This is a genomic window from Sphingorhabdus wooponensis (assembly GCF_003933235.1).
In the GTDB taxonomy this organism is placed as follows: domain Bacteria; phylum Pseudomonadota; class Alphaproteobacteria; order Sphingomonadales; family Sphingomonadaceae; genus Sphingorhabdus_B; species Sphingorhabdus_B wooponensis.
This window is the reverse complement of sequence record NZ_RWJI01000001.1, coordinates 532946-557311: the sequence shown is the minus strand read 5'-3', so window position 1 is coordinate 557311 and position 24366 is coordinate 532946. Positions and strand designations below refer to the sequence as shown.

12 protein-coding genes and 1 tRNA gene are annotated in these 24366 nt (G+C 54.5%); 5 read left to right on the top strand and 8 right to left on the bottom strand.

Annotated features, from left to right (window positions below):
- Positions 1-24: 24 nt before the first annotated feature.
- Positions 25-588, top strand: coding sequence for a helix-turn-helix domain-containing protein (locus D7D48_RS02850; RefSeq protein ID WP_125229858.1), 564 nt, complete (start codon positions 25-27; stop codon positions 586-588).
- Between the two features lie 3 nt (positions 589-591).
- Here the strand turns inward: D7D48_RS02850 and secF are convergent, their stop codons facing one another.
- The 3 genes from secF to yajC form a co-directional block, all read right to left on the bottom strand.
- Entirely contained in the window at positions 592-1581 is a 990-nt protein-coding gene (secF, locus tag D7D48_RS02845) for a protein translocase subunit SecF (protein ID WP_125229857.1), read from the bottom strand.
- A 10-nt stretch (positions 1582-1591) separates the two neighbouring features.
- The gene (secD, locus tag D7D48_RS02840) at positions 1592-3190 is read right to left on the bottom strand and encodes a protein translocase subunit SecD (RefSeq protein WP_125229856.1); all 1599 of its coding nucleotides are present in this window, start codon (positions 3188-3190) and stop codon (positions 1592-1594) included.
- Between the two features lie 68 nt (positions 3191-3258).
- Positions 3259-3585 (bottom strand): preprotein translocase subunit YajC, encoded by a 327-nt coding sequence (yajC, locus tag D7D48_RS02835; RefSeq protein WP_125229855.1) that lies wholly within the window; start codon positions 3583-3585, stop codon positions 3259-3261.
- 180 nt (positions 3586-3765) lie between these two features.
- On the opposite strand from yajC, the gene D7D48_RS02830 reads away from it, so the two are divergent.
- The 4 genes from D7D48_RS02830 to D7D48_RS02815 all read left to right on the top strand — a co-directional run bounded on the left by D7D48_RS02830 (position 3766) and on the right by D7D48_RS02815 (position 5281).
- A tRNA-Pro gene (locus D7D48_RS02830) sits at positions 3766-3842 on the top strand.
- A gap of 125 nt (positions 3843-3967) precedes the next feature.
- Positions 3968-4513 (top strand): glycoside hydrolase family 108 protein, encoded by a 546-nt coding sequence (locus D7D48_RS02825; RefSeq protein WP_125229854.1) that lies wholly within the window; start codon positions 3968-3970, stop codon positions 4511-4513.
- 19 nt (positions 4514-4532) lie between these two features.
- The gene (locus D7D48_RS02820; RefSeq protein WP_125229853.1) at positions 4533-4946 is read left to right on the top strand and encodes a holin family protein; all 414 of its coding nucleotides are present in this window, start codon (positions 4533-4535) and stop codon (positions 4944-4946) included.
- 71 nt (positions 4947-5017) lie between these two features.
- Positions 5018-5281, top strand: a complete 264-nt coding sequence (locus D7D48_RS02815; protein ID WP_125229852.1) for a hypothetical protein — start codon at positions 5018-5020, stop codon at positions 5279-5281.
- A gap of 209 nt (positions 5282-5490) precedes the next feature.
- Here D7D48_RS02815 and D7D48_RS02810 read toward each other — a convergent pair whose 3' ends face one another.
- The 5 genes from D7D48_RS02810 to D7D48_RS02790 all read right to left on the bottom strand — a co-directional run bounded on the left by D7D48_RS02810 (position 5491) and on the right by D7D48_RS02790 (position 24358).
- Positions 5491-7050 (bottom strand): LysM peptidoglycan-binding domain-containing protein, encoded by a 1560-nt coding sequence (locus D7D48_RS02810; RefSeq protein ID WP_125229851.1) that lies wholly within the window; start codon positions 7048-7050, stop codon positions 5491-5493.
- Positions 7051-7099: 49 nt separating this feature from the next.
- On the bottom strand, positions 7100-7951 hold the full coding sequence (locus D7D48_RS02805; RefSeq protein WP_125229850.1) for a hypothetical protein: 852 nt from the start codon (positions 7949-7951) through the stop codon (positions 7100-7102).
- Positions 7948-8571 carry a hypothetical protein gene (locus D7D48_RS02800; RefSeq protein ID WP_125229849.1) on the bottom strand — a complete coding sequence of 208 codons (624 nt, stop codon included), beginning with the start codon at positions 8569-8571 and terminating at the stop codon, positions 7948-7950. The genes D7D48_RS02805 and D7D48_RS02800 overlap by 4 nt, the downstream gene beginning before the upstream one ends.
- A 103-nt stretch (positions 8572-8674) precedes the next feature.
- Positions 8675-17389: an Ig-like domain-containing protein gene (locus tag D7D48_RS02795; protein ID WP_185739765.1), complete on the bottom strand. Its 8715-nt coding sequence runs from the start codon at positions 17387-17389 to the stop codon at positions 8675-8677.
- A 180-nt stretch (positions 17390-17569) separates the two neighbouring features.
- Positions 17570-24358: an Ig-like domain-containing protein gene (locus tag D7D48_RS02790; RefSeq protein ID WP_125229847.1), complete on the bottom strand. Its 6789-nt coding sequence runs from the start codon at positions 24356-24358 to the stop codon at positions 17570-17572.
- Positions 24359-24366 lie beyond the last annotated feature (8 nt).

Genomic DNA, 24366 nt, shown 5'->3' with positions numbered 1-24366 from the left:
ACCTATTTGGTAATGGAGTGCGCCATGCAAAGTCGAATTCGCGATGTTCGAAGGGCGAAGGGCCTAACGCTTGCTGATGTGGCCGAACGCTGCAATCCACCAACAACGGCACAAACCATCGGCCGATTAGAAACCGGTATGCGCGTGCTATCTCTCATCTGGATTAACCGTATTGCGGAGGCATTGGGCGTGGATTCCAGCGACCTCGTTGCCCTGCCAGACCAACAATTTCTGCCTGTCGCGGCGGTGCTGCATGAGGATGGAACCCATGCGCCAACGCAGGCGGAGCGCATCATGGTTCCTAATGTCGGCGGAAGCATGGTCGGGCTTCGCATAGCGGCGTCAATGGGTGAATATCGGCGCGGCGATGAATTATGGCTTGAGCAGTTACAACCGGACGATTTTGCGTCTGCGCTAAACTTGGATGTCCTTGTGCCGCGGCCGGGCGGACGGTTCATCTTTGGCCGCTTGCTTGGCCGTGATGCTAGCAAGCTTCACCTTTTGCCGCTGGAAGCAGGCGCACGTCAGCAGGTCGTGAACGACCCAGCATGGATTGCCAAAGCCGTCCGTTTGGTCCGCAAACTGTAGCCGTTAAGGCTGCGCGCCGAAGTCTTCGCCTATCCGCTCTGCCATCGAACCCGAACCTTCATCGGTCGGAACGAAGCTATGTGATCCAACCTTGAGCCAAATCAGGATTGGTGCCGCCTGATAAATGGATGAGTAGGTTCCGACGACAATACCAAATGCCATCGCCATGCTGAAACCAAAGATTACATCCGGTCCAAAAAGAACCAGCACGATTAAAGGCAGCGAAATCGATACGCTGGTCATCACTGTACGGGACAAGGTTTCATTGACCGACAGGTTCAACAATGACGCCATTTCCATCTTACGGAACTTCATCAGATTTTCGCGGATACGGTCGTAAATAACGACGGTATCATTCAAGGAATAGCCGATGATGGTCAGCAAGGCGGCAATGATGTTGAGGTCAAATTCCCAGCCTGTCAGCGAGAATAACCCAAATGTAAGCGTTACGTCGTGGACCAAAGACCAGATTGCGCCGACACCAAACTGCCATTCAAAACGAAACCAGATATAGATAGACACGCCCGCCATTGCGGCCAGAAGTGCCAATATTCCTTTGCCGAACAATTCCTCCGAAACTTTGCCGGATACTGAGTCGACACCGTCAATCCGTACATCGGGGTGATCGGACTTCAGCTTGCTGGTGATTTTTTCCGCCATCGCATTAGCGAGTTCGGGATTTTTATCCGCGCCTTCGGGCAATTTCATGCGGATCGAAACCTGATTTTCCGCGCCGAAACGCTGAATTGTCGGATCGCCATAGCCAAGGCTGCCGACTGTTTCGCGCAGTTCGGTCACAGGCGCCGTAGCGCTTTGCGTGAACGTCGCGCGGATCATCTGGCCGCCGATGAAGTCAACGCCGAAATTAAGGCCCTTGGTCGCGACCAAGCCCACCGATGTCGCCATCAAAACCAAGCTGATCGCAAAGGCCCATACGCGCCATTTGAGAAAGTCGATATTGGTGTCATCACGAACGAGTTTGAGCAGTTTCATAGCATTATCCTCAAATCGTCAATTCAGTAGGACGCGTGCGCTTAACCCAAAGCGACACCCACATGCGGGTGATTGTCACAGCGGTGAATACCGAGGTTACAATCCCGATCATCAGCACCACAGCAAATCCGCGGATGGGTCCAGAACCAAAAATGAACAGCAAAACCGCGGCAATAACGTTCGTACTATTTGCATCGAAAATCGCGCGGCTCGCCTCTTTATATCCAAACTCAATGGCCTGCACCACGCGGCGGCCACGTTTCAGTTCTTCGCGGATACGTTCGTTGATCAGCACGTTCGCATCAACCGCCGCACCAATCGTCAAAACAAAGCCTGCAATCCCCGGCAAGGTCAATGTCGCATTGGCAAAGGACATGACCCCCAAAATCATCAAAACGTTAATGATAAGGGCGACATTGGCATACATGCCGAACCGGCCATAGACGAGGAACATGAGCACCAGAATGGCAGTAGTGCCGATGACCGCAGCCAAAACGCCACGACGGATAGAGTCAGCACCAAGGTCGGGACCAACCGAACGTTCCTCAACGATCGTCAAATCCACCGGCAACGCACCTGAGCGCAATGAGATCGATAACGCATTGGCGCTTTCGGTCGTGAAGCTACCCGAAATCTGAGATACCCCGCCGAAAATCGGTTCCCGAATTTGCGGCGCGGAGATGACTTGCCCATCGAGCACAATCGCGAACAATTTATTCACATTTTGCTGGGTCATCCGGGCAAATCTCTGTCCACCTTCGGAATCAAATTGGATGGTGACAGCAGGTTCGTTTGTCTGCGGATCGAATGTCGGGTCGGCCTTAACCAGCTTATCTCCCGATATGCCGCCAAGACGGCGCACCGCGATATACGGCAGCCCAGTGGGATTGTCGGGATAAGGCAGAACTTGGCTACCAACGCGGGCCTTGCCTTGCGCGGTTTGATCGGGGTCAGCTTGTTCATCGACAAGTTTAAATTCAAGCTTAGCTGTCTTACCAATCAATGCTTTCAGCGCTTCTGGATCATCCAATCCGGGAACCTGAACCACGATGCGGTTATCACCCTGCCGAATGATTGTCGGCTCAAGCGTACCAAGTGCGTTAATCCGGCGATCAATGACATCCTTGGCCGTATCCATCGCCTGATCCAGCGCGGTTTCGTTACCCGAATTTGCTGGCGACAGAACAATGCGGTTGCCATTGTTTACGCCGAAATTCCAGTCACGCGCCCCCACATTATTGCTGATCAACGGCAAGATAACTTCACGCGCCGCATCGACCTTGGATATATCAGTGACGTTAAAACTAAGTTCTCCGTTCGAGCGTGAGACATCCGCAATCGCAATTTGCGGTTTGGCGCGGCGCATAGCTGTACGGACGCTGTCTTCCAATGCTTCAAGCCGAGCCTCTGCAAGTTGCGAAGTGTCCGCCTCCAGCAAGATATGGCTGCCCCCTGCAAGGTCGAGCCCCAAATTGATCGTCGGGGTCGGCATAAATTGCGCAAGCTGCGCGCGCATCGACGTTGGCAGCAGGCTTGGAATAGCAAAGGCCATCCCCACGACAATTAATGTGTTGAGCATCCATATGCGCCAACGGGGAAAATCAAGCATAGATTGGGTCCGAACGAACTATGAAGGCAATATCTGGGGCTGGCGGCAAAGCCGTTCAACCCCGACGGTTAATCATTCGCAGCTTTGGCGTTGCGCGGCTGTACGTTGGCGATGGTCGATTTAACGGCCTTCACCCGCACATTTGGTGCAATTTCTACTTCCACATATTCGTCGGCGACCTTAGTCACTTTGCCCATAAGGCCACCCGCGGTTACGACTTCATCATTCTTCTGCACAGCGGCAATCTTGGCCTCATGCGCCTTCGCACGCTTTTGTTGCGGGCGGATCAGGAAGAAATAAAACACAACAAAGATTAAAAGGAGCGGAAACAACTGCACAAAAAATGCAGAACCACCAGCACCACCGGCGGCAGCACTCAAGATAACAAACTCCATGAAAAAACCTCGCACTAATGAAATCGAACGCCGGCGTGCGGCGCTGCTATGAAACAATCGGGTGCGATTATCACCTGCACCCTGCTGACGCAACGTGAAAGCTTCTACAGCGCGCTTGCTTTTCCAAAACCACCACCATATAGGCGCGCTTCCAATGGTCTCGGCGAGTTCATTGGCGGTCGGGACGTAGCGCAGCCTGGTAGCGCATCACACTGGGGGTGTGGGGGTCGCAGGTTCGAATCCTGTCGTCCCGACCAATTATCCAATATAAAAACTTCAACACATGTTGCGCGCAAACACGCGCCAATAGCGCGTTTGCACATTTTTCTTTCCTACAAATAACCCATTTGGTTATTTTATAGTCGAAAGTGAGGGTGCACCGATGCGTGACAATATTGACAAATTGATTGATAACCTGATTGTGCGCGAGGGTGGTTTTGTTGACCATCCCGCCGACAAAGGCGGCCCCACGCGTTGGGGCATCACGCAAGCGGTTGCCCGTCAGCATGGCTATATGGGGCGGATGGAGACTTTGCCGCGTAGCGTGGCTGCGCTGATTTACAAAAAGCAATATTGGCGCGCGCCTGCCTTCGACAAAGTGTCGCATATGGCCCCGAAATTGGCAGGTGAGCTATTCGACACTGGCGTCAATATGGGCCCAAGCACGGCAATCGGATTTTTGCAACGCGCGTTGAATGCACTGAACCGCAATGGCGCAGATTATGCAGATATAGCCGTAGATTGCGCGATCGGCCCTGACACGTTGCGCGCGCTGGAGGCATTTTTGACAAAACGCGGGCCAGCAGCGGAAGGCGTTCTAACCAAAGCGATCGATGCGCTTCAGGGCGCACATTATGTCCACTTGGCCGAAGCACGCCCCGCGCAAGAAGCATTTCTATATGGCTGGCTCACAAGCCGTATTGGTTAATTATTGATAGGAACATGCCATGTCACTCATTGAAGGTATCATTGGGCCGATTGCGGACCTAATCGACAAAATCATTCCCGACCCGAAAGCACGGGATGCGGCAAAGCTGGAACTGATAAAGCTGCAAGGCAGTCAGGAAATGGACGCATTGCGCACGCAATTGTCCGCCGTCTTGGCGGAGGCGCAATCCGCAGACCCATGGACAAGCCGCGCACGACCAAGTTTTCTATATGTCATGTATGCCATGCTGTTGTGGGCGATACCGATGGGGTTAATTGCCGCCGTGCAGCCAGAGGCAGCTGCCAATATCGCGCGTGGTATGAACGCATATCTGAATGGTCTGCCAGAGCCTTTATATGCGTTGTTTGGCACAGGCTATCTTGGTTACACCGTCGCCCGCCAATGGGGTATTTCACGCGGGCTGGAAAAATAGTTGCGTAAAGCCAATAACATCCGTTACCCTCATAGGCCCGTTAGGGATTATAGGGACTTAGGAGAACCAAGATGAAGAAATTAGTCGCAACTGTTGCTGCACTTGCATTTGCAGCATCGCTTACTGCATGTGGTGAAGCTGGTGAAAAGGCTGCCGAAGAAACCGCCGAAGCTGCCGACGCCACTGGCGAAGCTATGGAAGCTGGCGCTGAGAACGCAATGACTGCTGCCGAAGGCGCAGCCGACGCCACCGCAGAAGCGGCTGGTGATGCTACTGCCGAAGCTGGCGCCGCAGTTGAAGAAGCTGGCAAGGATATGCAAAAAGCGGCCGAATAATCGGTTTCGTTTTCACATAGAATATCAGCCCGCCCTGCTCTTGCGCAGTGGCGGGCTTTTTCATGTCAGTGTTTAGGCCCTTGCGGCCATTTGTCTTGACGGAACCGCCATAACAAGGCGGGAGGCGCAAGCCATAAAAAAGGCGGGGCTGTGTACCCCGCCTTTTATAATCACATGTTCATAAAACTGCGATATTGCCCAGCTTCACTTTACTCCGCAGGTGCTGAACCCGCTTTTGGCAAATTGACCTTATCGCCTGGGAACAAAAGCGTTGGGTCGGCCAATTGCGGATTTGCGGCAATCATAGCCTCCAGCGGAATCCCCCTATCCAACGCAATGAGAGATAGGCTTTGACCTTCGGCCACAATCACCTGCTCCAGCGCTTCGTTGGCGTTTGACGGCGCATTTGAGGCGGCGTCCGCAGCTGGTGCTGATCCCGACGCTGGTGCAACAGCTGCTGGTGCTACGACAGCGGCAGGCGGGGCGTTCGGTGCTGTCGCGGCACTACCTGAACTGAGCGACAGCGCGGCTGCCGCGAGACCGGCCAGTGCGCCGACAACAGCAAAGGCAAGCGCCAGCCGTCCAAACACTGGAAACACCCCATGTTGGGCAACCGACAAGTCCTTACGCAGAGAGTCGAGTTGGTCGACAAACCGCCCTCCCTTGTCGTCGATAGCGGTCGCGAGACGCCCTTCAGCTTCCGACACTAACTTCAATTGCTCTGCATGACGTTCGGCCTGCGCCCCTGCGGCATTTACCGCATCGACAAGTTGATGATTGATGTGGGTCGCCACATTGGCCAGCTGATCAAACCGCCTTGAAAAGCTTTGCTCCCAATGAATGAACAAATCACGCATCGCCTTATGCTCTTGGCTAATCATCGCATGAAGTTCTGCCGTTTGTTCGGGCGTGAACCCACCGCGTGGCGCGGCATCGATAGCGGTCGCAGTAGCGGGCCAAGCCACCATCGAAGCACCACCAGATGGGTAAAGTTCTTCATTCAAAAATTCACGCACATCGCGGAACAGACGTTCCCCGGCTGATTTCACGCTGCTGACGGTTAGACCAATGATCAGCGAGCCCAGCAGACCATAAAGCGAGGCCACGAAGGCCGTGCCCATGCCCTGCATCGGGCCTTGCAATTTCACAATCATGGTTGAGAACATCGCACCGGAATCGCTGCCCGAGCCGCCGCCTAGAGCCGCGAACACACCGGACAATTCGTCCAGCGTTTGCAACAGACCGATAAACGTCCCGACAAGTCCAAGGCCGACAAGGCTGCCCGAAAGCAAATTGGGCAAAGACAAACGTGCGAACATTTGCGACTCAACGCTGCTCATCTCATCTTCCATAGCGGGTTGACGGATCGCAAGCGGCATACCCCGCGTTTGCATATAGACGCGGTAAAAATAGGCCATGCTGCCTGTACGGGGTATGGATGCAATCATGATGTCCTGATCTTCGGCTGCGCTGGACCGCAATGTATCAAACCATGCTTGCTCTTTGAGAAAATCATGCAGCAAAATGGCCAGCAAGACCGCGGCAATAAAGGCCACCGCGAAAATGGCATATACCAGTTCCGGATGCGGCGTCGAAGCGATGGATGTTGCAACAGCGTCCTTAAAAGCGGTCGCGCCCGCGAGGATAACAACAGCCAAAAGGCCGAACGCGCGAACCCAGCTAATCGCAACCTTCATACGTGGTCCAATAAAGCCGCCATTACCGGACGCTTCCTCTATCGGTAGTTTTGAAATAATTGTTTCTGCCATGATGTTTTTCCTAAGCTTACCCTGACGTTTCTATTGCTCCAACGGATGGTCAGGGTTCTGTGACTACAAATAGACGCAAGCCACCTGTTGCGGTGCCTGCCCCTTCATATACCCGGACCTCCATCGCGGATGCCGGAACCCCCGCAGCGATGAGTTGATTGCGCAGCGTCGTGAGCGCGAGATACGCATTGCGCCGCATATTGGGGTCCGCGCGTGGAATGGACGTCCACAGCTTCACTGTTCGGCTGTTCGGACGGATATTCTCTTTCAGCGCCGTTGCGACCGAGGCGCGGTTAAAGGCGCCCACTGGGTCCGCACCGGGTTCCGCATCCAGTGTTAGGATGACCTGCCCAGAAGATGTCGCCCGACGGGTAACAGTCACCGGCTGGGCCGACTTGCGGACGAAAGCATCGGCCACAACAATATTGGTCGCATCTGGCCCAGCCTGTCGCCCAGAACGCAAGCCTTGACCCGCGCCCGTCGCATTGACAGATTCGGTCCCGCCGCCCGAAAGAGTATTTTGGTTCGGCGCCGCGACGCCGGTTTCTGCGCGGCCCGAATTATCACCAAAGCGCGCGGGACCAAGCGGGCCGGACACAACAGGCGCGGAGGGAACGCGAATATTCGCAGGCGCACCCACATCATCCGGATTACGCAAAAGCGGCGTGGCAGGAGCGTCTGGCGTAGGCCAGCCAAGCGTTGCATCCGACGGTGAGACAGCGGCAACTTCGGTTTCGGTGTCGCCGTTTGCACCCTTTTTCGATTGATTGCTAAATACGGCGAGCGTGATGCCAAACAACGCAACCATGAACAGCAAGTTCAGGACAACATTGACCATCGCATCGACATAGCCTGGCCAATAATTGGCGGCCCCGCCAACGGCTTTCTTCCCACGCTTCATGGCTGATCACCTGTTCGCGTTGATGCACTGGAATTACTGGCGATAAGAGGTTCTATCAAAACCGCCCCACCGCTTGCCTCTGTGGTTGATGCCCCAGCATTTTCCATGCGCATTTCAATTGCATTGCCCGGCACGCCCAAATTCATCAGCACCGCGCGGACCCCCATAATCCGCACATACGTAGCGCGGCTTTGGCGTGGGTCAGTTAGGTCACCTGCCGACACCAAAAGCCAGCGCCGCACACCCAATGCAGAGCGCTGGGATATCGCATCACCGATGACACTCGCGGTGGAAGCGGGTGTTACCGTCGCGTCGCCTTCAAAAGAGACGCGGATTGGGCGCAAAGCTTCATCCGGAATGGGCGCCGCGGCGCGCATCGTCATCCGTTCGGGGATGGGGACAGGCGCTAAAGCCGGCAACACCGAGGCAACATCCAACGGGCCACCGGGCCCAATTGGGCGGGCGCTGCCCTCGGGTCCGCCCGTCGCAACGCTGCTCATCGCAAAAATAGCGATGCCTAATGCCATAGACATGATGAGCATGCCCTGCACCAACCCAGCCGTTGCGGCGACATAGCCGGGCCAAAACCCAGGATCTTCATCGTCATGACTGCCTGCCATAACATTCCCTTTACTGCGCCCATTGGTCCCGTCAGCAGGTCCGCAAAGCTCTGATTACACCGTTAACAGACCTGCCCGCATAGCTACGGGCAGGTCGATACGCTTAGGCCGCAAGCACCGCATGTTCCGCCCACGAAATAGTTGGAGCTATGAAGCCTGATTGCGCGGGGGTGTTAACCACCACGCCATCCTGTACCCACAATGTTGCCGAACCATTTGTGTAGACATTGTATGTGATGCCATTTTCCGTCTGGCTGCCACCGGTAACAAATCCGGTTGCATTCACCGTATCGCCGCTATCGCCAAATACCTTGAGCAGGTCGCTGGTGGACGAAAGGTCGAGCAATGTCTGCTGTGTCACTGTCAGCGTGTTGTTCAACGATCCGGCAACAAGGTCGATCTGTTCAATGTCTTTAATCGCCCCCGCCGCAAGGGTGGAGAGGTTCAGGCCAAAGCCGGTTGGCCCCGCCAGACGCAGCGTATCCGTGCCCGTGCCGCCATCGACGCGGACAAAGTTGGCGTCACCGATGATCAACGTATCATTGCCGCCAAAGCCGCGCAGACGGTCTGCACCGCCCTGCCCGTCAATAACGTCCGCAAGGCCACCACCGCCCAACGCATTGCCGGCGGTTGACCCGGTGAGGGATAAGCCCCCGCCATATGCCCGTGAGCCATAGATGAAGTAACCTTCACCTGGATTGGTCCGACCAGGCAAATCCCCATTAAAGGCGTTGATGAACAAATCGTCCAGGCCATCCCCATTCAAATCACCAGGGCTGATGAGGCTGCTATCGCCGATCCCATTGTCCCCTATTTTTTCACCCGCCACATTGCGGCCAAGGATGGAAAAGCCATCCCCCACGCCAAAATTGGCGAGATCCAATATGGATTGATCGCCTACGCTCTGGCCCCATCCTTCGCCATTATTCTTACCCAAGATGATATAGGCACGGCCAACATCGCCAGTTGCACCGCGGTCCAAATTAGGCACAGCGACCATGATATCGGCAAGGCCATCGCCATTCACATCACCGGCGGCGCCAACACTATTCCCGAGCAACGCGCTGGTTTCAGTTGCGCCTTGGATAACGAAGCCTTGGGATGATGTCATGGCGGGGATGCTCAAAATCTGACGCCCGTTGGAAATATCCCCTTGTCCTGTTGCCGATCCGAAAATGACAAATGCCTTACCGGACTGAAGGAAACCGTTAACAGATGATGTGGGCGCGCTGACAACAATATCGTCAAAGCCGTCGCCATTCACATCGCCCAGCCCTTCAGCAACGCGGCCAAACTCACCATTTTGTAATTCACCCCACATCATGAAACCATCGGACGCTTGTAGGGTGCCAAGATCCAGGATTTTGCGACCCGCCATGGCCGGATCATCAATCAAACTACCCCAAGTCTGCCCTGTGGTCGTTTTCTTACCATAGATGACATAGGCGGCCCCCGCACTGGGGAAAAGCGGGCGATCGACAAGTCGTGCAGTCACCAACAAATCGGTCACACCATCGCCATTCATATCCCCGGCAGAGGCAATATTCCACCCAGCAGAATCACCTGCAGCAGCACCACGAATAATAAAGCCCTTATCCAAGCCCGTCAGGTCATCAATGGTCATTTCTTGTTGACCACTGGTGGCGTTCAGCGTGCCATAGACCCCGCTCGCTTGACCGAACACGACCATCACCGCCCCCGTGTCAACTGCAAAGGTCTGTGACCCCACCGGCAATCTATCAAAAATTCGGGATGCAATGAAGAAATCACTTATGCCATCACCATTAAAATCGCTGTTCGCGCCGGGACGGCTGGAAATGCCCAAGGTGGCACCGCCCAAAAACTCGCCCGCCTGCAGACCGCGTATGACAAAGCCCATGCTGGGTGTTATCTGGGTGGTATCCAAAATATAGCGTGTATTGGCCCCAGTGGTCACCGGAGTGCCCAATGGCGTAGCGCTGCCAAAGACGATATAGGCCGCCCCCGCATCAGCAAGGGCACCATTTTCAGCAAGTATCGCACCAGCGATCAGCTCCCCTTTGCCATCTCCATTCAGGTCACCGATAACACCGGATCCGCCATGACCCAATTGGTCATTACCCACCGTCGATCTTAACACCCACCCATTGGTTCCTAGATTTGCCAGATCAAAGGTGCCAACATTGTTCCAATTCGCCCGTCCATAAACAACCGTAACGCCGCCTGTATTGGTTACATTTGTAGCGTCCATGAAAGGAGAATTGAAAATAAGGTCTTTATGGCTATCACCACCGATATCCCCCGTGGCCAGGGTTGCGTTTATACGATCATCAGCAGATGCCCCAACAAAGGAGAAGCCAACGGCCGATGTCAAGAGCGCCAGATCGATCGTCATTGCGCCCAGCGCCTGTTTGGTGATCACTTGGCTGGCATCGGTTGCGCTCTGGTTCCCCGCGGGGTCATAAGCTCGCGCGCTTGCCGTCAAGCTGCTGCCAAAGCTGAGCGCCGCAAGGTTGATCACCGGCGATTCCCACAGTCCAGCCGAATCTACCGTTGCAAGTCCGATGGATGTGCCATTGATGAACAGTTCAATCTGCCCATTGGCAACGCCCGTGCCCGTTAACACGACCGCGTTGCGGTCGGTCGTAAAGTCTCCATAAATGCCATAATCATTCGACATGCCGGTAATGGCTGGTGTCGCCGGCAAGACAGTGTCAATTTCCACCGACCGTGATGCCTGACCACTGCTGTTTCCGGCAACATCGGTCTGTGTCGCGGTGACGGCGCTAATGCCCTCGGCTGGCAAAGCGGTGCTCAAATAAATGCTGCTCCAATTGCCGTTGGCATCTGCATCCAAAACACGCGCGGTCGTGTTGCCCCAACGCAGCGTCACCTTGGCATTGGCCTCTGCCGTTCCCGAAATGGTGATGGCAGACGCCGCCTCCGTCGCATTCACCTTATCATTATCGCTGACGATATTGATGACAGGTGCGGCAGGCGCGGTCGCGTCAATGGTGACGTTCTGCGTCACCTCTGAACTGATGTTCCCCGCCTCATCCTGCGCGGTCACCCGGATGGTCGAGACCGCAGCATCTGCGGGCACTTCGCCAGCCGCATAATTAACGCTCCACGTGCCATTGGTTGACGTCACTTCTTTCCCAACGCCGCCCCAATTGACAAACACCTTGTTGCCCGCATCCGTTATACCCGACACCAGAACCGATGCCGCCTTTTCCGCGGCATTGATGGTCAGGTCCGTTCCGCCCGTTTGGTTGATGACCAAATTGGTCGGCGCGGTCAGGTCCACTTCGACATTGCGGGTGCGCGTGCCGCTGACATTGCCATTCACATCGGTTTGCACCGCCGTAATTGGACGCGTCAGCCCTTCCGCCGCGATTTGGGATGTTGTGAAATCAGCCGACCAGACGCCAGACCCATTTGCATTAACAACATGGGTTGTTGTGCCAAATGTTACCGCAACGCTGGCATTGGCGCTCGCCGTACCCGTCACCGTGATACCAGCGGACCGTTCGGCAATGTTTATCCTGTCATCCGTTGCCACCTGATTAATAACAGGCAGCGCGGGGGGCGATGTTAACGTGGTTACGCTGCGCGTGGCATCTACCGCATTGGCATTGCCCGCCAAATCGGTCGCCCGCGCCGTGATGATGGAACTGCCGTCCGATGGAAGCTCCGAACTCACATAGGTAGCGCTCCAGATACCAGAGCTATTGGCGTTTACATTTCTGACAAAACCATTCCACGTAACGCGAACCGCAGCATTCGCCTCCGCCGTGCCGTTGACGGTGATGTTACCACCGCGTTCAGTGGCGTTGATCAAATCATCCCCCGCGACGGTGGAAATCACCGGCGTGGCGGGTGCGGCCGTATCGATAGCGACGGACTTTCCGACCCAAGCACTTGGGTTTCCAGCGGTATCAATGGTCCGCGCCTCAATCAGCACGTCTGTCGCATCTGCGGGAATTTCGCCACTGGCAAAGGTCACCGACCAAGTACCCGTGCCACTGGATGTCACAGGTTTGACGACGCCGCCCATTCTGACTTCCACCGCTGTGGAGTTTGGCGCGGTTCCCGAAATGGTCACAGTTGCGTTCTTTTCCGTCGCATTAATGATGTCATTACCGGCAATCGGCGTGGTAATCACGGGTACAGCTGGTGGTGCCGTATCCACTGTAATTGCACGCGATGTGGTCGGGCTGACATTGCCCAGCGTATCCGTTTGGAAAACGGCAACAGTGCGCGATCCATCCGCCGGCACTTCGCCTGCGGCAAAGTTGACGGACCAGCTGCCATCCAAATTGGCCATAACGGTCTTTGTGATGCCCCAGTTTACGGACACCGTTGATAGGCCCAATGCCGTGCCGCTGATCGTGACACCGGCGGCTTTTTCCACTGCGTTTACAATGTTGTTCGTAGCCACAGCATCGAGGACGGGCGCATTAGGCGCCCCCGTGTTGACAACGACCGTCGCTGTTGCCGCGGGGCCGGTGTTGCCGGCAACATCGCGCTGCGTCACGCTGATTGTTGCAGACCCAACGGCATGGATTTGCGCACTAGCAAACGTCGCCGACCACACGCCTGAGCTATCAGCTCTCACGGTTTGGGAGGATGTTGTGCCCCATGCAATCGTGACATCGGCATTTGCCTCTGACGTACCAGACACAACCACGCCAGCGGTGCGTTCGGAGTTGTTGATCACATTGTCACCCGCAATCGGCAGGGTCACAATAGGCGCCACGGGGGCGGTCGTATCGATGGTAACAGGCTGTCCGCTCTGCACGCTGACATTGCCCGCCAAATCGGTTACGACGGCTGTAATCGTTGTTGCGCCGTCGCTTGGGATTTGCGCGTCGGTGAAGAAGGTCGCCCAGACCCCCGCTGCATCGGTGGTTATGGACTTAACTGTTGTACCCCATGTCACCAAAACTTCACTGCCCGCTTCGGCCGTGCCTGTTACCTGCACGCCCAACGACTTTTCACTGGCATTGACGATATTGTCAGCGCCGGTGACATTGTTAAACGCCGCCGGCGACACGGTGGTGTCGATGGAGAAATTACGCGTCTGGGCCGCACCGATGTTGCCAAATCGGTCGGTTGGCGATGCGGAAATACTACTATTGCCCGACAGCGGAATTTCAGAAGCAATGAACAATTGGCTCCAAGTGCCGTCGGTGCCAGCGACAGGCGATTTTACCACTGTGCCCCAGACAAGACGGACCGTGGCCCCGGCTTCGGCCGTCCCACTGACCAGCACACCATTATTGCGCTCGGTCGCGTTGATAACATCATTGCCCGCGATGCTGTTAATGACCGGACGGGCGGTGCCGATGTCGATGAGAATCGGCCGTTCTCTCGCCACACTAAAGTTAAGCGCACTGTCCCGCGCCGTCGCTGTAAGGACGCTAGCCCCTTCTGGCGGGATTTGCGATGACGCAAAGGTTGTCCGCCAAATACCATCGGCATCCGCGTTCGCGGTGCGCGAGGCTGTTCCCCAAGTCACTGTCACCAAGGCAAATGCTTCTGCAGTTCCTGTTACTTCCACCGATGATGTTGCTTCATCAGCGTTAATTGCGTCATCGCCGGACACAATATTGATGACGGGTGCATTCGGTATCGCGGTATCAATACGGATATCGCGCCCTACCAGCCCGCTAATATTGCCCGCTTGGTCGGTTGATTGCGCCGTCACCGTGGTTACGTCTGTGTCGGCAGGAATTTCCGCAGTCGTGAAATTGACAACCCAAGTACCATTTTGGTTGGCAAGGGCGTTCCGAGTGGTTCCACCCAATGTTACCACGATATTTGCGCCCGGTTCGGCTTGGCCAGTGACAGTCACATTCACCGCTTTTTCAGCCGCATTGATGACATTGTCCGTCGCGACGGAAGCAATTGTCAGATCCTGACTGAGCGAATCAATGGTGACGGTACGAATACCTGGTTCACTCACGTTGCCAGAGGAATCTGTGGCAATCGCGCTGATATTTGCCGTGCCGTCGGCTGGAATCTGTGCGCCTGTGAAGGACGCACTCCACGTCCCATTCGCCGCAACCCTAATGGTACGGCTGATCGTTCCCCAAGTGAGTTCAAGCGACACATTCGGTTCGGCTGTCCCACGGATAGAAACGCCATTCAGCTTTTCAGCCGCATTTATGATGTTGTCCGTTGCTACAGGCAGTATGACGGGCTTGGCTGGCGGTTGTGCATCGACACGCACCGTCCGCGTCACCTCTGAGCTGCTATTACCAGCGGCATCAGATTGTGTGACCGCAACGGCATATTCTCCATCCTCTGGCACTTGTGAGCTTAAAAGGTTCACACTCCAATTGCCTGATGCATCTGCTGTCGTCGTGCGCACCAAATTGCCAAATGTCAGGCGAATATTGGCCAGCGCATCGGCCGTACCCAGAATTTGGACACCACCCAATTTTTCCGTCGGGCCGATGAGGTCATCGCCCGTCACCGACCGAATTGTCGGCAGGCCAGGGGCAACGGTGTCAATCGTAATGGGCCGTGTCACCGTACCGCTGGAGTTGCCGAATGCATCCCTTGCCGACACCGATACCGTTGCACTGCCATCCGCCGGAATTTCCGAGGCCAAAAACGGGGTTGTCCACGTGCCTGCGGTATCGACCAACGCAGTCTTGGTGACACCACCAAATATTAAAACCACCGTGCTGCCAGCCTCACCCGTGCCGGCAAAGGCAACCCCAGCCGCTTTTTCCGCACCGTTAATGGCATTGTCGCCCGAAACGGCATTCAAAGACGGAGTTGCGGGCGGCGCAACTTTCAATGTCACCAATCGAGACGCAGTGACGGGCGCGGTATTTGACAGCGCAGCCTGCGCTTGAATGACCTTCGCGCCATCGGCACCAAGCGCCGTTATATCGGCCTCTGTTAAGGCATAGCTCCATTCAGAACCATTTACCGTCGCCGCCGCTGTCCGGCTACCGAACAGAAGAGAAACGCCCGTAGCTCCAGAGGAAACCGTGCCGGTAATCGTTAGATTAGCCACCTCGCCCGCGGTGATGATATTATCTGTAGCAATTGAATTAATCGTCACCTGAGTGGCGGTCGGGGCCGACGCGGCAACGCCATCAGAGATGATGCCTTGCAGTGCTCCATCCACCTTATCTTCAGCGGCGATTGCACCGCGCATCAACGCCAGCTGACCTTGATCGGTTAACTGGCCTTTGTTGCCCTCGACATTGAGCAACTGACTGATGGCACTCACTGTCGTTTGGCTATTCCCGCCGTTGAGACTGTCCAAACCAGACAAAGCTGCCAAGACTGCACCAATTTTTTCGCCTGATGACAAACCATCGGCAGAGGTAAATCCACCCGAATTGGTCGCGACAACGGACGTTGTCGTGATATCAATTCCGGAAAGACCAAAAGCTTGGGCCGTAGCAGTATTAGCATTTGTTGCCGCCGTTGCGTTCGCAACTGTACCAGTGCCGTCTGCAGCCAACCCAGCCTTGATTGCAGCGATGGTTGTCAGCGGATTGATGTGCATCGTAACCGATGTGCTATCCACTACCTTTGCGGCAAGCAGAACGGTATTGAGATCCACTGCGACACCCGTCGCCTCATCCATATAATCTGCGCCGGTTGTGCTATCTACAACCTTTGCAAAAATGACGTCCCCTGGGCCGACAGGCAAATTTGTGGCAGTAAAAGTACCATCCGCATTGACCCGAACCCCGGAAGCGAGGAGCGTTCCGTTAGCAAGATAAATTTCTACCGATAGGCCATTGCCCACAATCACTGGACCAGCAACAATCTGACCTGTCAGATTCACCGCAGCACTGACCGTTACTTGGCTCGTAGCTGGCGCTGTTGAGGTGTTGCCATTCGCGTCGCGTGCGGTTGCAGTAACTGCATAGGCACCAGGATTCGGAATTTCCGACGACTTGTAATTGACAGACCAATTGCCACCTAGATCAGCAACAACAGTTTTACTAATTTCTCCGAAACTTACGGAAACAGCGCTGCCAGGCTCTGCTGTCCCATTAATGTCGACACCCGTCGCCGATGCCTTTTCCATTGGCCCAACAATGCCATCTCCAGTAACTGCCGCAATTACAGGCGCCGCTGGCGGTGTTGTATCAATTTGAACCGTTTTTGTTGCGGGATCGCTTGAAATGCCGGCCGCAGACTTAAGAGTGGCACTGACCGTTGTTCCTGCGGCGTCTGCAGGCACTTCTGTGCTTGCAAAGCTGGCCGACCAACGGCCTGTGCTGTCCGCCGTAACAGTTTTCGTCGTACTACCCCAATTGACCGTTACACTTGCACTGGCCTCCGAAGTACCCGTCACCGACACGCCACCGGCCTTCTCGGTCGCATTAACCTTATCATCATTGGCTATAACATTTATTACGGGCGTTGCTGGTTTGACGTTCGCAGTCGTGCCTGTGTCCGTCGTCGCGGTCGCCGTGCTGCCTCCGCCGCCGCCAAGTACGCCGCCCAATACGCCACCGACCAATGGCGTACCAATGGCTAGCCAAGTCCTTAAGCCTCCGCCTGAGGACGGCTGCGCAACAGGTGACGTCCCCACGGCCTGCGGTGCTTGCGCAACTATAACAGCATCATTGGATGATGCCTGAGGACCGGTCAAAGCCACGGAGGAAATCTCCGCTGCGCCTGCGGATTGCAGCAACTCTTGCCCCGTAGCTTGGGCGCCATCGCTAAATTCAACGGAAAAGCCATTATCCAGAAGAGACTGAACCGCGCCGTCCCGGATGAAAACGGTTCGACCATCCTCAAGAACGAAAACAAGGTCAGTATCAATGACTTTAGTTTGCTTTACATTCGTTCTCAAAATATTTACTTTAACAACATTCTTTGCAGGACCTACAATAGGTCCATTTAAATCTTGCGCCATGTTAAATTCCCAAGTTAATATTTAATATTTTTATTTAAAAAATCTCAAACATTTTATAATTTTATATTTTTTTAGTCGGCTGTTAATATTACCGTCGAAGCGGCACCCAAAAATATTTTAAGCTAAAATTACACCAGTAGAGATGAGCTGATTGGGATTTATTGTTGTCAGTGAAGCATTTTCCAAGAAAATGGTCTGCGTGACAGTCCCTGCCCCCGCTCCATCAATATCGATGGTTAAAAGTGCACCCGTTTTTCCGGCATCCCAGCCCGTTGCCCCGGGCAGAGTGATGCTGTTCTGAATAGAAATCCATTGGGTTATGTCAGATGTACCCGCTTGATATCCCACCAGCAAAGCAGAGAGATCCAGTCTGTCACCGCTGGACCCATTCCATGCGGTAAAGTCGCGGATCACATCGCTAGCACCAAGGCCAGCATCGCCCGCGCCCCAAACAAAAATGTCATTATCAAGGCCCTGAGCAAGTCCACTGCCATGGCCATAAAGGACATCATTACTTTGCCCGCCGCGGATAGTATCGTTGCCATCTCCGCCAATCATAAGATCGGATCCATTTGTGCCCGTTAATATGTCATCAAGACCAGCAAGGCTCGTCGGCACAAAGAAAATCTGCGCCGCTTTCGCCGCTGAAGAGATTGTCCCGTCACTCACCGCAACGCTGAAAGTCGGCGCATTGACAGAATTATCATGAACAAATGTTATCAGCCCATCTTCAACATCTTTTAGTGTGAATTGAGAAACGGCAAATCCGCCCTTGCGGAACTCACCATTTGCCAAATCGGAAATAGAGATGCTCGTAGAACTCGGGCTGGTTGCATTTGCGGATAAAGCGAACATATCCTTCGTAACGATTAGCTCTGCACCCTTGGTCAATGCGATATGCGGTGTTGTCGCAACTTGAACATTGGCTGTAGACGAGGCAATATTGTTCGCCGTATCCCTGACCGTAATTGTAGCCGGCTGAACGCCATCGGCAGGCACATCTGCTGTCGCAAACAAAACCGACCAAGCGCCTTGACTGCTCGCCGTAACTGATTTGGATGCAGTGCCCCATTGCACAACAACCTGGGCATTTGCTTCTACCATGCCGGCAAAGGACACGCCTTGGGCCTGCTCAAGAATGTCCACCGCCTGATCGGTTGCTACTACGCCTAATTGTGCTGCAGTCGGCGCAACCGTATCAATTACAAAGCTTGCCGTGCTGCTTTGGCTGACACCGCTTACAGCCCCCGTCGCGGTAGCCGAGACATTAACCATGCCGTTTCCTAGCGTCGTCAGATCGCCAGCGGTCAAGACAACAGCCTGAGTGGCACCCGTTGCGGTCAAAAGCTTCGAGACTGATCCAGCGCTGCTTGTGAATAGTACCTGGACAGACGAGCCTGCCTCGGCAGAAACCGTCACCGCACCAGATTCCCCCGTCGCGACCGCCGCATTTTGTGCAGCCGCAGCCGTAACCAAGGCAGGTGCTGCGGGTGGTGTCGCATCAACACTGACCTGTCGCGATCCCGATATGCCATTTACCGTTGCGGTCACCGTGTATGCCCCGTCAGCTGGTATATCGGCACTCGCAAAGCTTGCTGTCCAACTCCCTTGCCCATTGGCAAATACGGTTTTGGTCGCGGTTCCCCAAGCAACTGTCACGGTGCTATTCGCAGTAGCGACACCCGAAACACGAACACCAGCAGCCTTTTCAGACGCGCCCACTATGTTATCGCCGGCGATAACGGCAATGACGGGTGCAGTGGTTTGGGCCGTTGCAACGGTTATCCAACGGCTGGCATCTGCGCTGATGTTACCAGCAGAATCCTTCGCCGTAACTGTAACCAGTTGATCACCATCAGCCGGCACGTTCGCGCTCACGAAGGTGGTTGACCAATTGCCGAGGTCATCTGCGCTAACGGTTTGAGAGAGGCCATCAAATGTAGCGGTAACGTTCGAATTCGCTTCTGCACGTCCAGATACTTGAACACCCGCTATTTTCTCTGCCGATGTTATGATGTCATCACCCGCAATGGCAGAGATTGAAGGCAGATTTGGTGCCCGTGTGTCGATCATAACGGGCACGCTGACCACATTGGATGGATTTCCAACAGCGTCCGTCTGTGACACAGAAATGGATATGTTTCCGTCTGCCGGAATGTCCGTGGCGCTAAAGTTAGCGGTCCATTGACCTGCCTGATTTGCAGAGACAGTTTTGACCGCTGTGCCCCAGCGAACAACAACTTCCGCATTGCCTTCCGCAAGACCTGTAACCGTAACGCCAGAGGTCTTCTCAGCCGCATTTACACGGCCATCATCAGAGACAGTGGCAACGGAGGGTGCTGCGACAATAGTATCTACCAAAACTGTGCGCGCAACCGACGCATTGCTCGTATTCCCTATGGAATTTGTGACGGTAGCCGAAATGGCGGTCGATCCATCTGCCGGAATGTCCGATGCACTGAAAAGAACGGACCAATTTCCATTGCTGTCGGCATCGATTGTCTTGGACGTCGCGCCCCATTGTACCGCTACGCGGCCATTTGCGACGGCGGTTCCGGAAACCAATATACCCGCCTGTTTCTCTGCTCCATTAACAATGTCATTTGTCGAAACCGCGGCAATTTGGGGAACCGCGGGACGTGCCGTATTGACAGTAACAGGTCGAATTACGCCATCGCTGACATTACCCGCAACATCCGTTTGCACAGCTTGAATGTCATATTGACCATCGACGGGCACCTGTGACGACAGATAATTAACGGACCAGCTGCCATCCTGCCCTGCTGTCACTTGCTTATCAACTCCAGCCCAGGTGACCAAAACAGAGGCCCCTGCCTCAGCAAAGCCCGAAATTGTGACCCCAGATGCTTTTTCGTCAATATTGACGACACCATCACTTGCCACCTGCGATATCACCAACCCAACCGCAGACGTATCAACCATCAGTTTTCTGGTGATGGCAGTGCTTGCGCCGATGTTTCCTGCCGCATCCTTCTGGCGTACCACAACGGTATTGGCTTCATAGACACCTTGACCCAACTCAAAGCTGGTTTCGGAGCCTGAGCTCCATGTTACACCGGCATTTGTCGAATAATCCCAATCTCCGTTAATCTCCAAATTGCTGATATCGATGGTGCCGTCCTTGGTAATCCCATCATTGGATAACGAGCCGGTGTCCGATGCGAGTTGAACGCCCAATGCATTCGGTGCGACTGTATCGATAATGATCGCCATAGGAGAGACGCTGGTGCTGTTTCCTGCGATATCTGTTGCCGATGCAGAGATGAGCCTATTTCCATCCGCTGGCACTTCCGAAGGTAGAAATGTAACCGACCACTTTCCTTCGGCATCGACAGGAAGCGCGTTTTTGACAACCGAACCCCATGTGACAACCACAGAGGAGCCTGGTTCAAAAGTGCCTGTTACAATAATGCTGGCAGCTTTCTCCGCAAGGCTAACAATATCATCCCCCGTAACTTGATCAATCGTGAGTTCGTCTGCCCCGGTATCAATTGTTATTTTCGAAGCATTTAAGTATGCAGGGCTTTCATTACCTGCGGCATCCGTTTGCCGCACCCGTATTTGGCCTGCTTCATATGACCCATCGGCAAGAAGAAATGTTGTGCCATTGCCTGCTTCCCAATTTTGACCGCCATCGAAAGAATAACTCCAGCTTGCTCCGTCCTCTACGCCAAGCACTCTAAAATTACTGTTCCTGGTAATTTGATCCAAAGAAGATTGCCCCGTATCAACCGCGAGGCTGACATTAGGTGTAACCGGAACGCCGCTATCGATCGTAACCGATCGTGACGAAATTTGGCTTATATTGCCTGCCGCATCGGTTGCCGTTGCTTGGACAGTTGTTGACCCATCGACAGGCACGTCACCAACTGCGAATCTTACTGACCAAGCGCCAGTAGAAGATGCATTGATGGATTTCGTAATACTGCCCCAAATTACGTCAACTTTAGCGTTAGTTTCGGCTGTGCCCGACACATCAACACCAGCCAATTTTTCCACCGCATTCACAATGTCATTTTGTGCTATGGCATTTATAAGTACCCCGGCTGGGTTAGTGGTATCAATTGCAACCGTTCGGCTTGAAGACCCAAATTCAGTACCCAATGCATCAACGATTGTCGCTGTAATCATCGTATTTCCGTCTACCGGAAGATCTGCAAGACCAAATTGCGCGACCCAATTCCCAAGTGCGTCTGCCTTGACCGTTATCGTTGTGGATCCCCATTCGACGCGCACTAAGCCATCTGCCGGCGCAAGTCCCTTCAATGCAATTCCGTTTGCACTATCCGCAACATTGACGACATCGTCACCCGTTACAGACAGGATAACAGGTGCAGTAAGGGCCTCATAAAGTGTTACATTTCGGGTTGCACTATCGCTCAAATTACCAGCTGAATCTTCCGCTTGGACCGCCATAGAGCGCATTCCTGGAGCCGGAATTCCAGAGGCGGGAATAGAGATAGTCCATTCACCAAGATCGTTTGCAAAAGCAGAATATTGAATGTTACCTCCCCAACTAAGCAGGACTTTAACCCCAGGGTCAGCCACCCCGGTCACGACAATACCACTTGTAACTTCTGCTGCTCCAAGCAGATCATCTTGGCTCAGCACATTTATTGCTGGTTTTGTCGGCGGTGCTGTATCTACGGAAACATTACGGGTTACGGCTTGCCCCACATTGCCATTGACGTCCGTCGCAACAACCGAAACGGACCTATTGCCATCCGAGGGTACGCGGCTGGACGGAACTGTAACTTCCCAGCGACCATCAATTCCCGCTTGAGTCGAAAACTCTTCGCCTGCCCATGTCAAAAGAATAGATGATTTTGCTTCAGCAGTGCCCGCAATGACCACGCCCGACAATTTTTCGGCGGCATTGATAACATCATTGCCTGAAATCATGTCGATGGATGCAACGGGCGACGCTGTGTCTAGCAGTATGGCCCGCGATGATGTAACGGATTGTCCATTCGCCAATGTAGCTGTCGCAACCAAAATTTTTGCGCCATCCGCACCCAATGCAGACGCATCAGAAGCGGAAAGAGTGTAAGACCAAGTTCCACCGCTCACTTCGGCGTTTACGCTCCAGCTTCCGACATTGAGGGCGACTGCGGTTGCACCTGATGCCACGGTGCCAGTGAGGACAAGACCCGAAAGTTCGGATGCTGAAATAACGTTATCGGTCGCTATGGCACTGATGCTGACCGACGCAGATTGCTGTGTACTGGCAAAAAGATTGGAAACTACGGCCTCCAGCTTTCCATCGGTGCGTAGCGAAGCGGCCGCAGCACCGTTTAGAAGAGCGGCCAAGCCGTCTTCTGTAATAGGCTGACCAGAAACGCCAATCTGCGCGGCCAAGAAGGTCAAAGAAGTTTGCGTATTACCTGCATTTGTAGCGTCCAACCCTGACAAGGCAGCCAAAACAGCGCCCAGTTTTTCGCCCGCGCTGAGACCATCGGATGGCACATAATTGCCGCTATTGGTTGCAACCGGGACAAGGTTAACATCGTCCAGTCCGAGTGCCTTTGCGACGAGCACATTCGCATCCCGCACCGCGGCCGCATCCCGAACCGTTCCACCACCATCGACGCTAAGGCCAGCCTTGATGGCCGCCAATGTGGTCACAGGGTTGACCTGCGCCTGAACCGGAGCAGATAGATCTGAAACAACCACCGCGGAAAACAGGGCTGCGTTCAGATCCTTCGCGCCACCCGTCGCTTCATCCGCATAATCCGCGCCGGTCCCAGAATCGGCCACTTTCGCGATGAGCACATCGCCAAGCTTTGCAGCCACGCGTGCCGAAAAACTCCCATCATTGGCAACAGTTACACCCGATTGAAGAAGCGTCCCGTCGCTGCTGTAGAGAGATATAGTTAGGCCATGGCCTGCCACCAGCGGGCCGGCTACGATGTTGCCTTGTACAAGAATACGGGTGTCGATGGTCACCGCCTGTTGCGCAGAGTCGGAGACATTGCCCGCCAGATCTGTAAGGCTGACTCGCACCTGCGTGGTGCCGTCGGCGGGTACATCCGCAGGGGCAAACTGAACAGACCAGGTGCCAGCATCGCTAACCGTAGCTGTTTTGGTCACCGTTCCCCAAACAACAGAGACGCTGCTTCTCGCCTCACCTGTACCGCTTATGGTGACCCCTGCAGCCTTTTCTGCAGCATTGACCGTGCCATCGCCTGCAATTTGCGCAATGACAGCTGCCGAAGGGGCCGTTGAATCAACGGTCACCGCACCTGCAGGCTTGCCATTCGGGCTTACATTTCCCGCGGCATCCTTTTGACGCACCAGAACTGCACCATCAGCATAGCTGCCCGCAGTGAGTGTAAAGCTGGTGCCGCTTCCCGCCTGCCAGCTTGTGCCGCCATTGGTCGAATATTCCCACGTCGCACCTGCCTCAAGACCGCCGACATCAATTCGACCATTGCTGGTAACGCGGTCCGAAGAGGAACTGCCAGTATCGGTTGCCACTGATGCCGAAGGCGCGCTAGGTGCGGTTGTATCTTTGGGGGCCTCGGGCGCAGGCGAAGAACCACTGCCTCCAGCCAGGGCCACCCCGGCGCCTACGACAGCAAGGCCACCAACTACATATAAAAGGTTACCACTACCCCCGCCGCCAGACGCCTTTTCTTCGCCTTTGCCGTTCGCCGACTGCTCTTGACCATCAACAAACGCCAATTCCTGCGAGGCGGCAGCTGCCTTCTTACCCCGGCGCTTACCTTTGACTGGCTTACCTACAGCCAATGGGTCAACAAAAGTGCCTGCCGCTTGGACCGGAATTTGAGCTGTCGGCGCGTAGTCCTGAACAGCATTACTATGCGACGATGCCATGCGGCCATCTTGATCGGAGATCGGATTTTGCTTTTTAATGTCAGTCATGGTTCAAT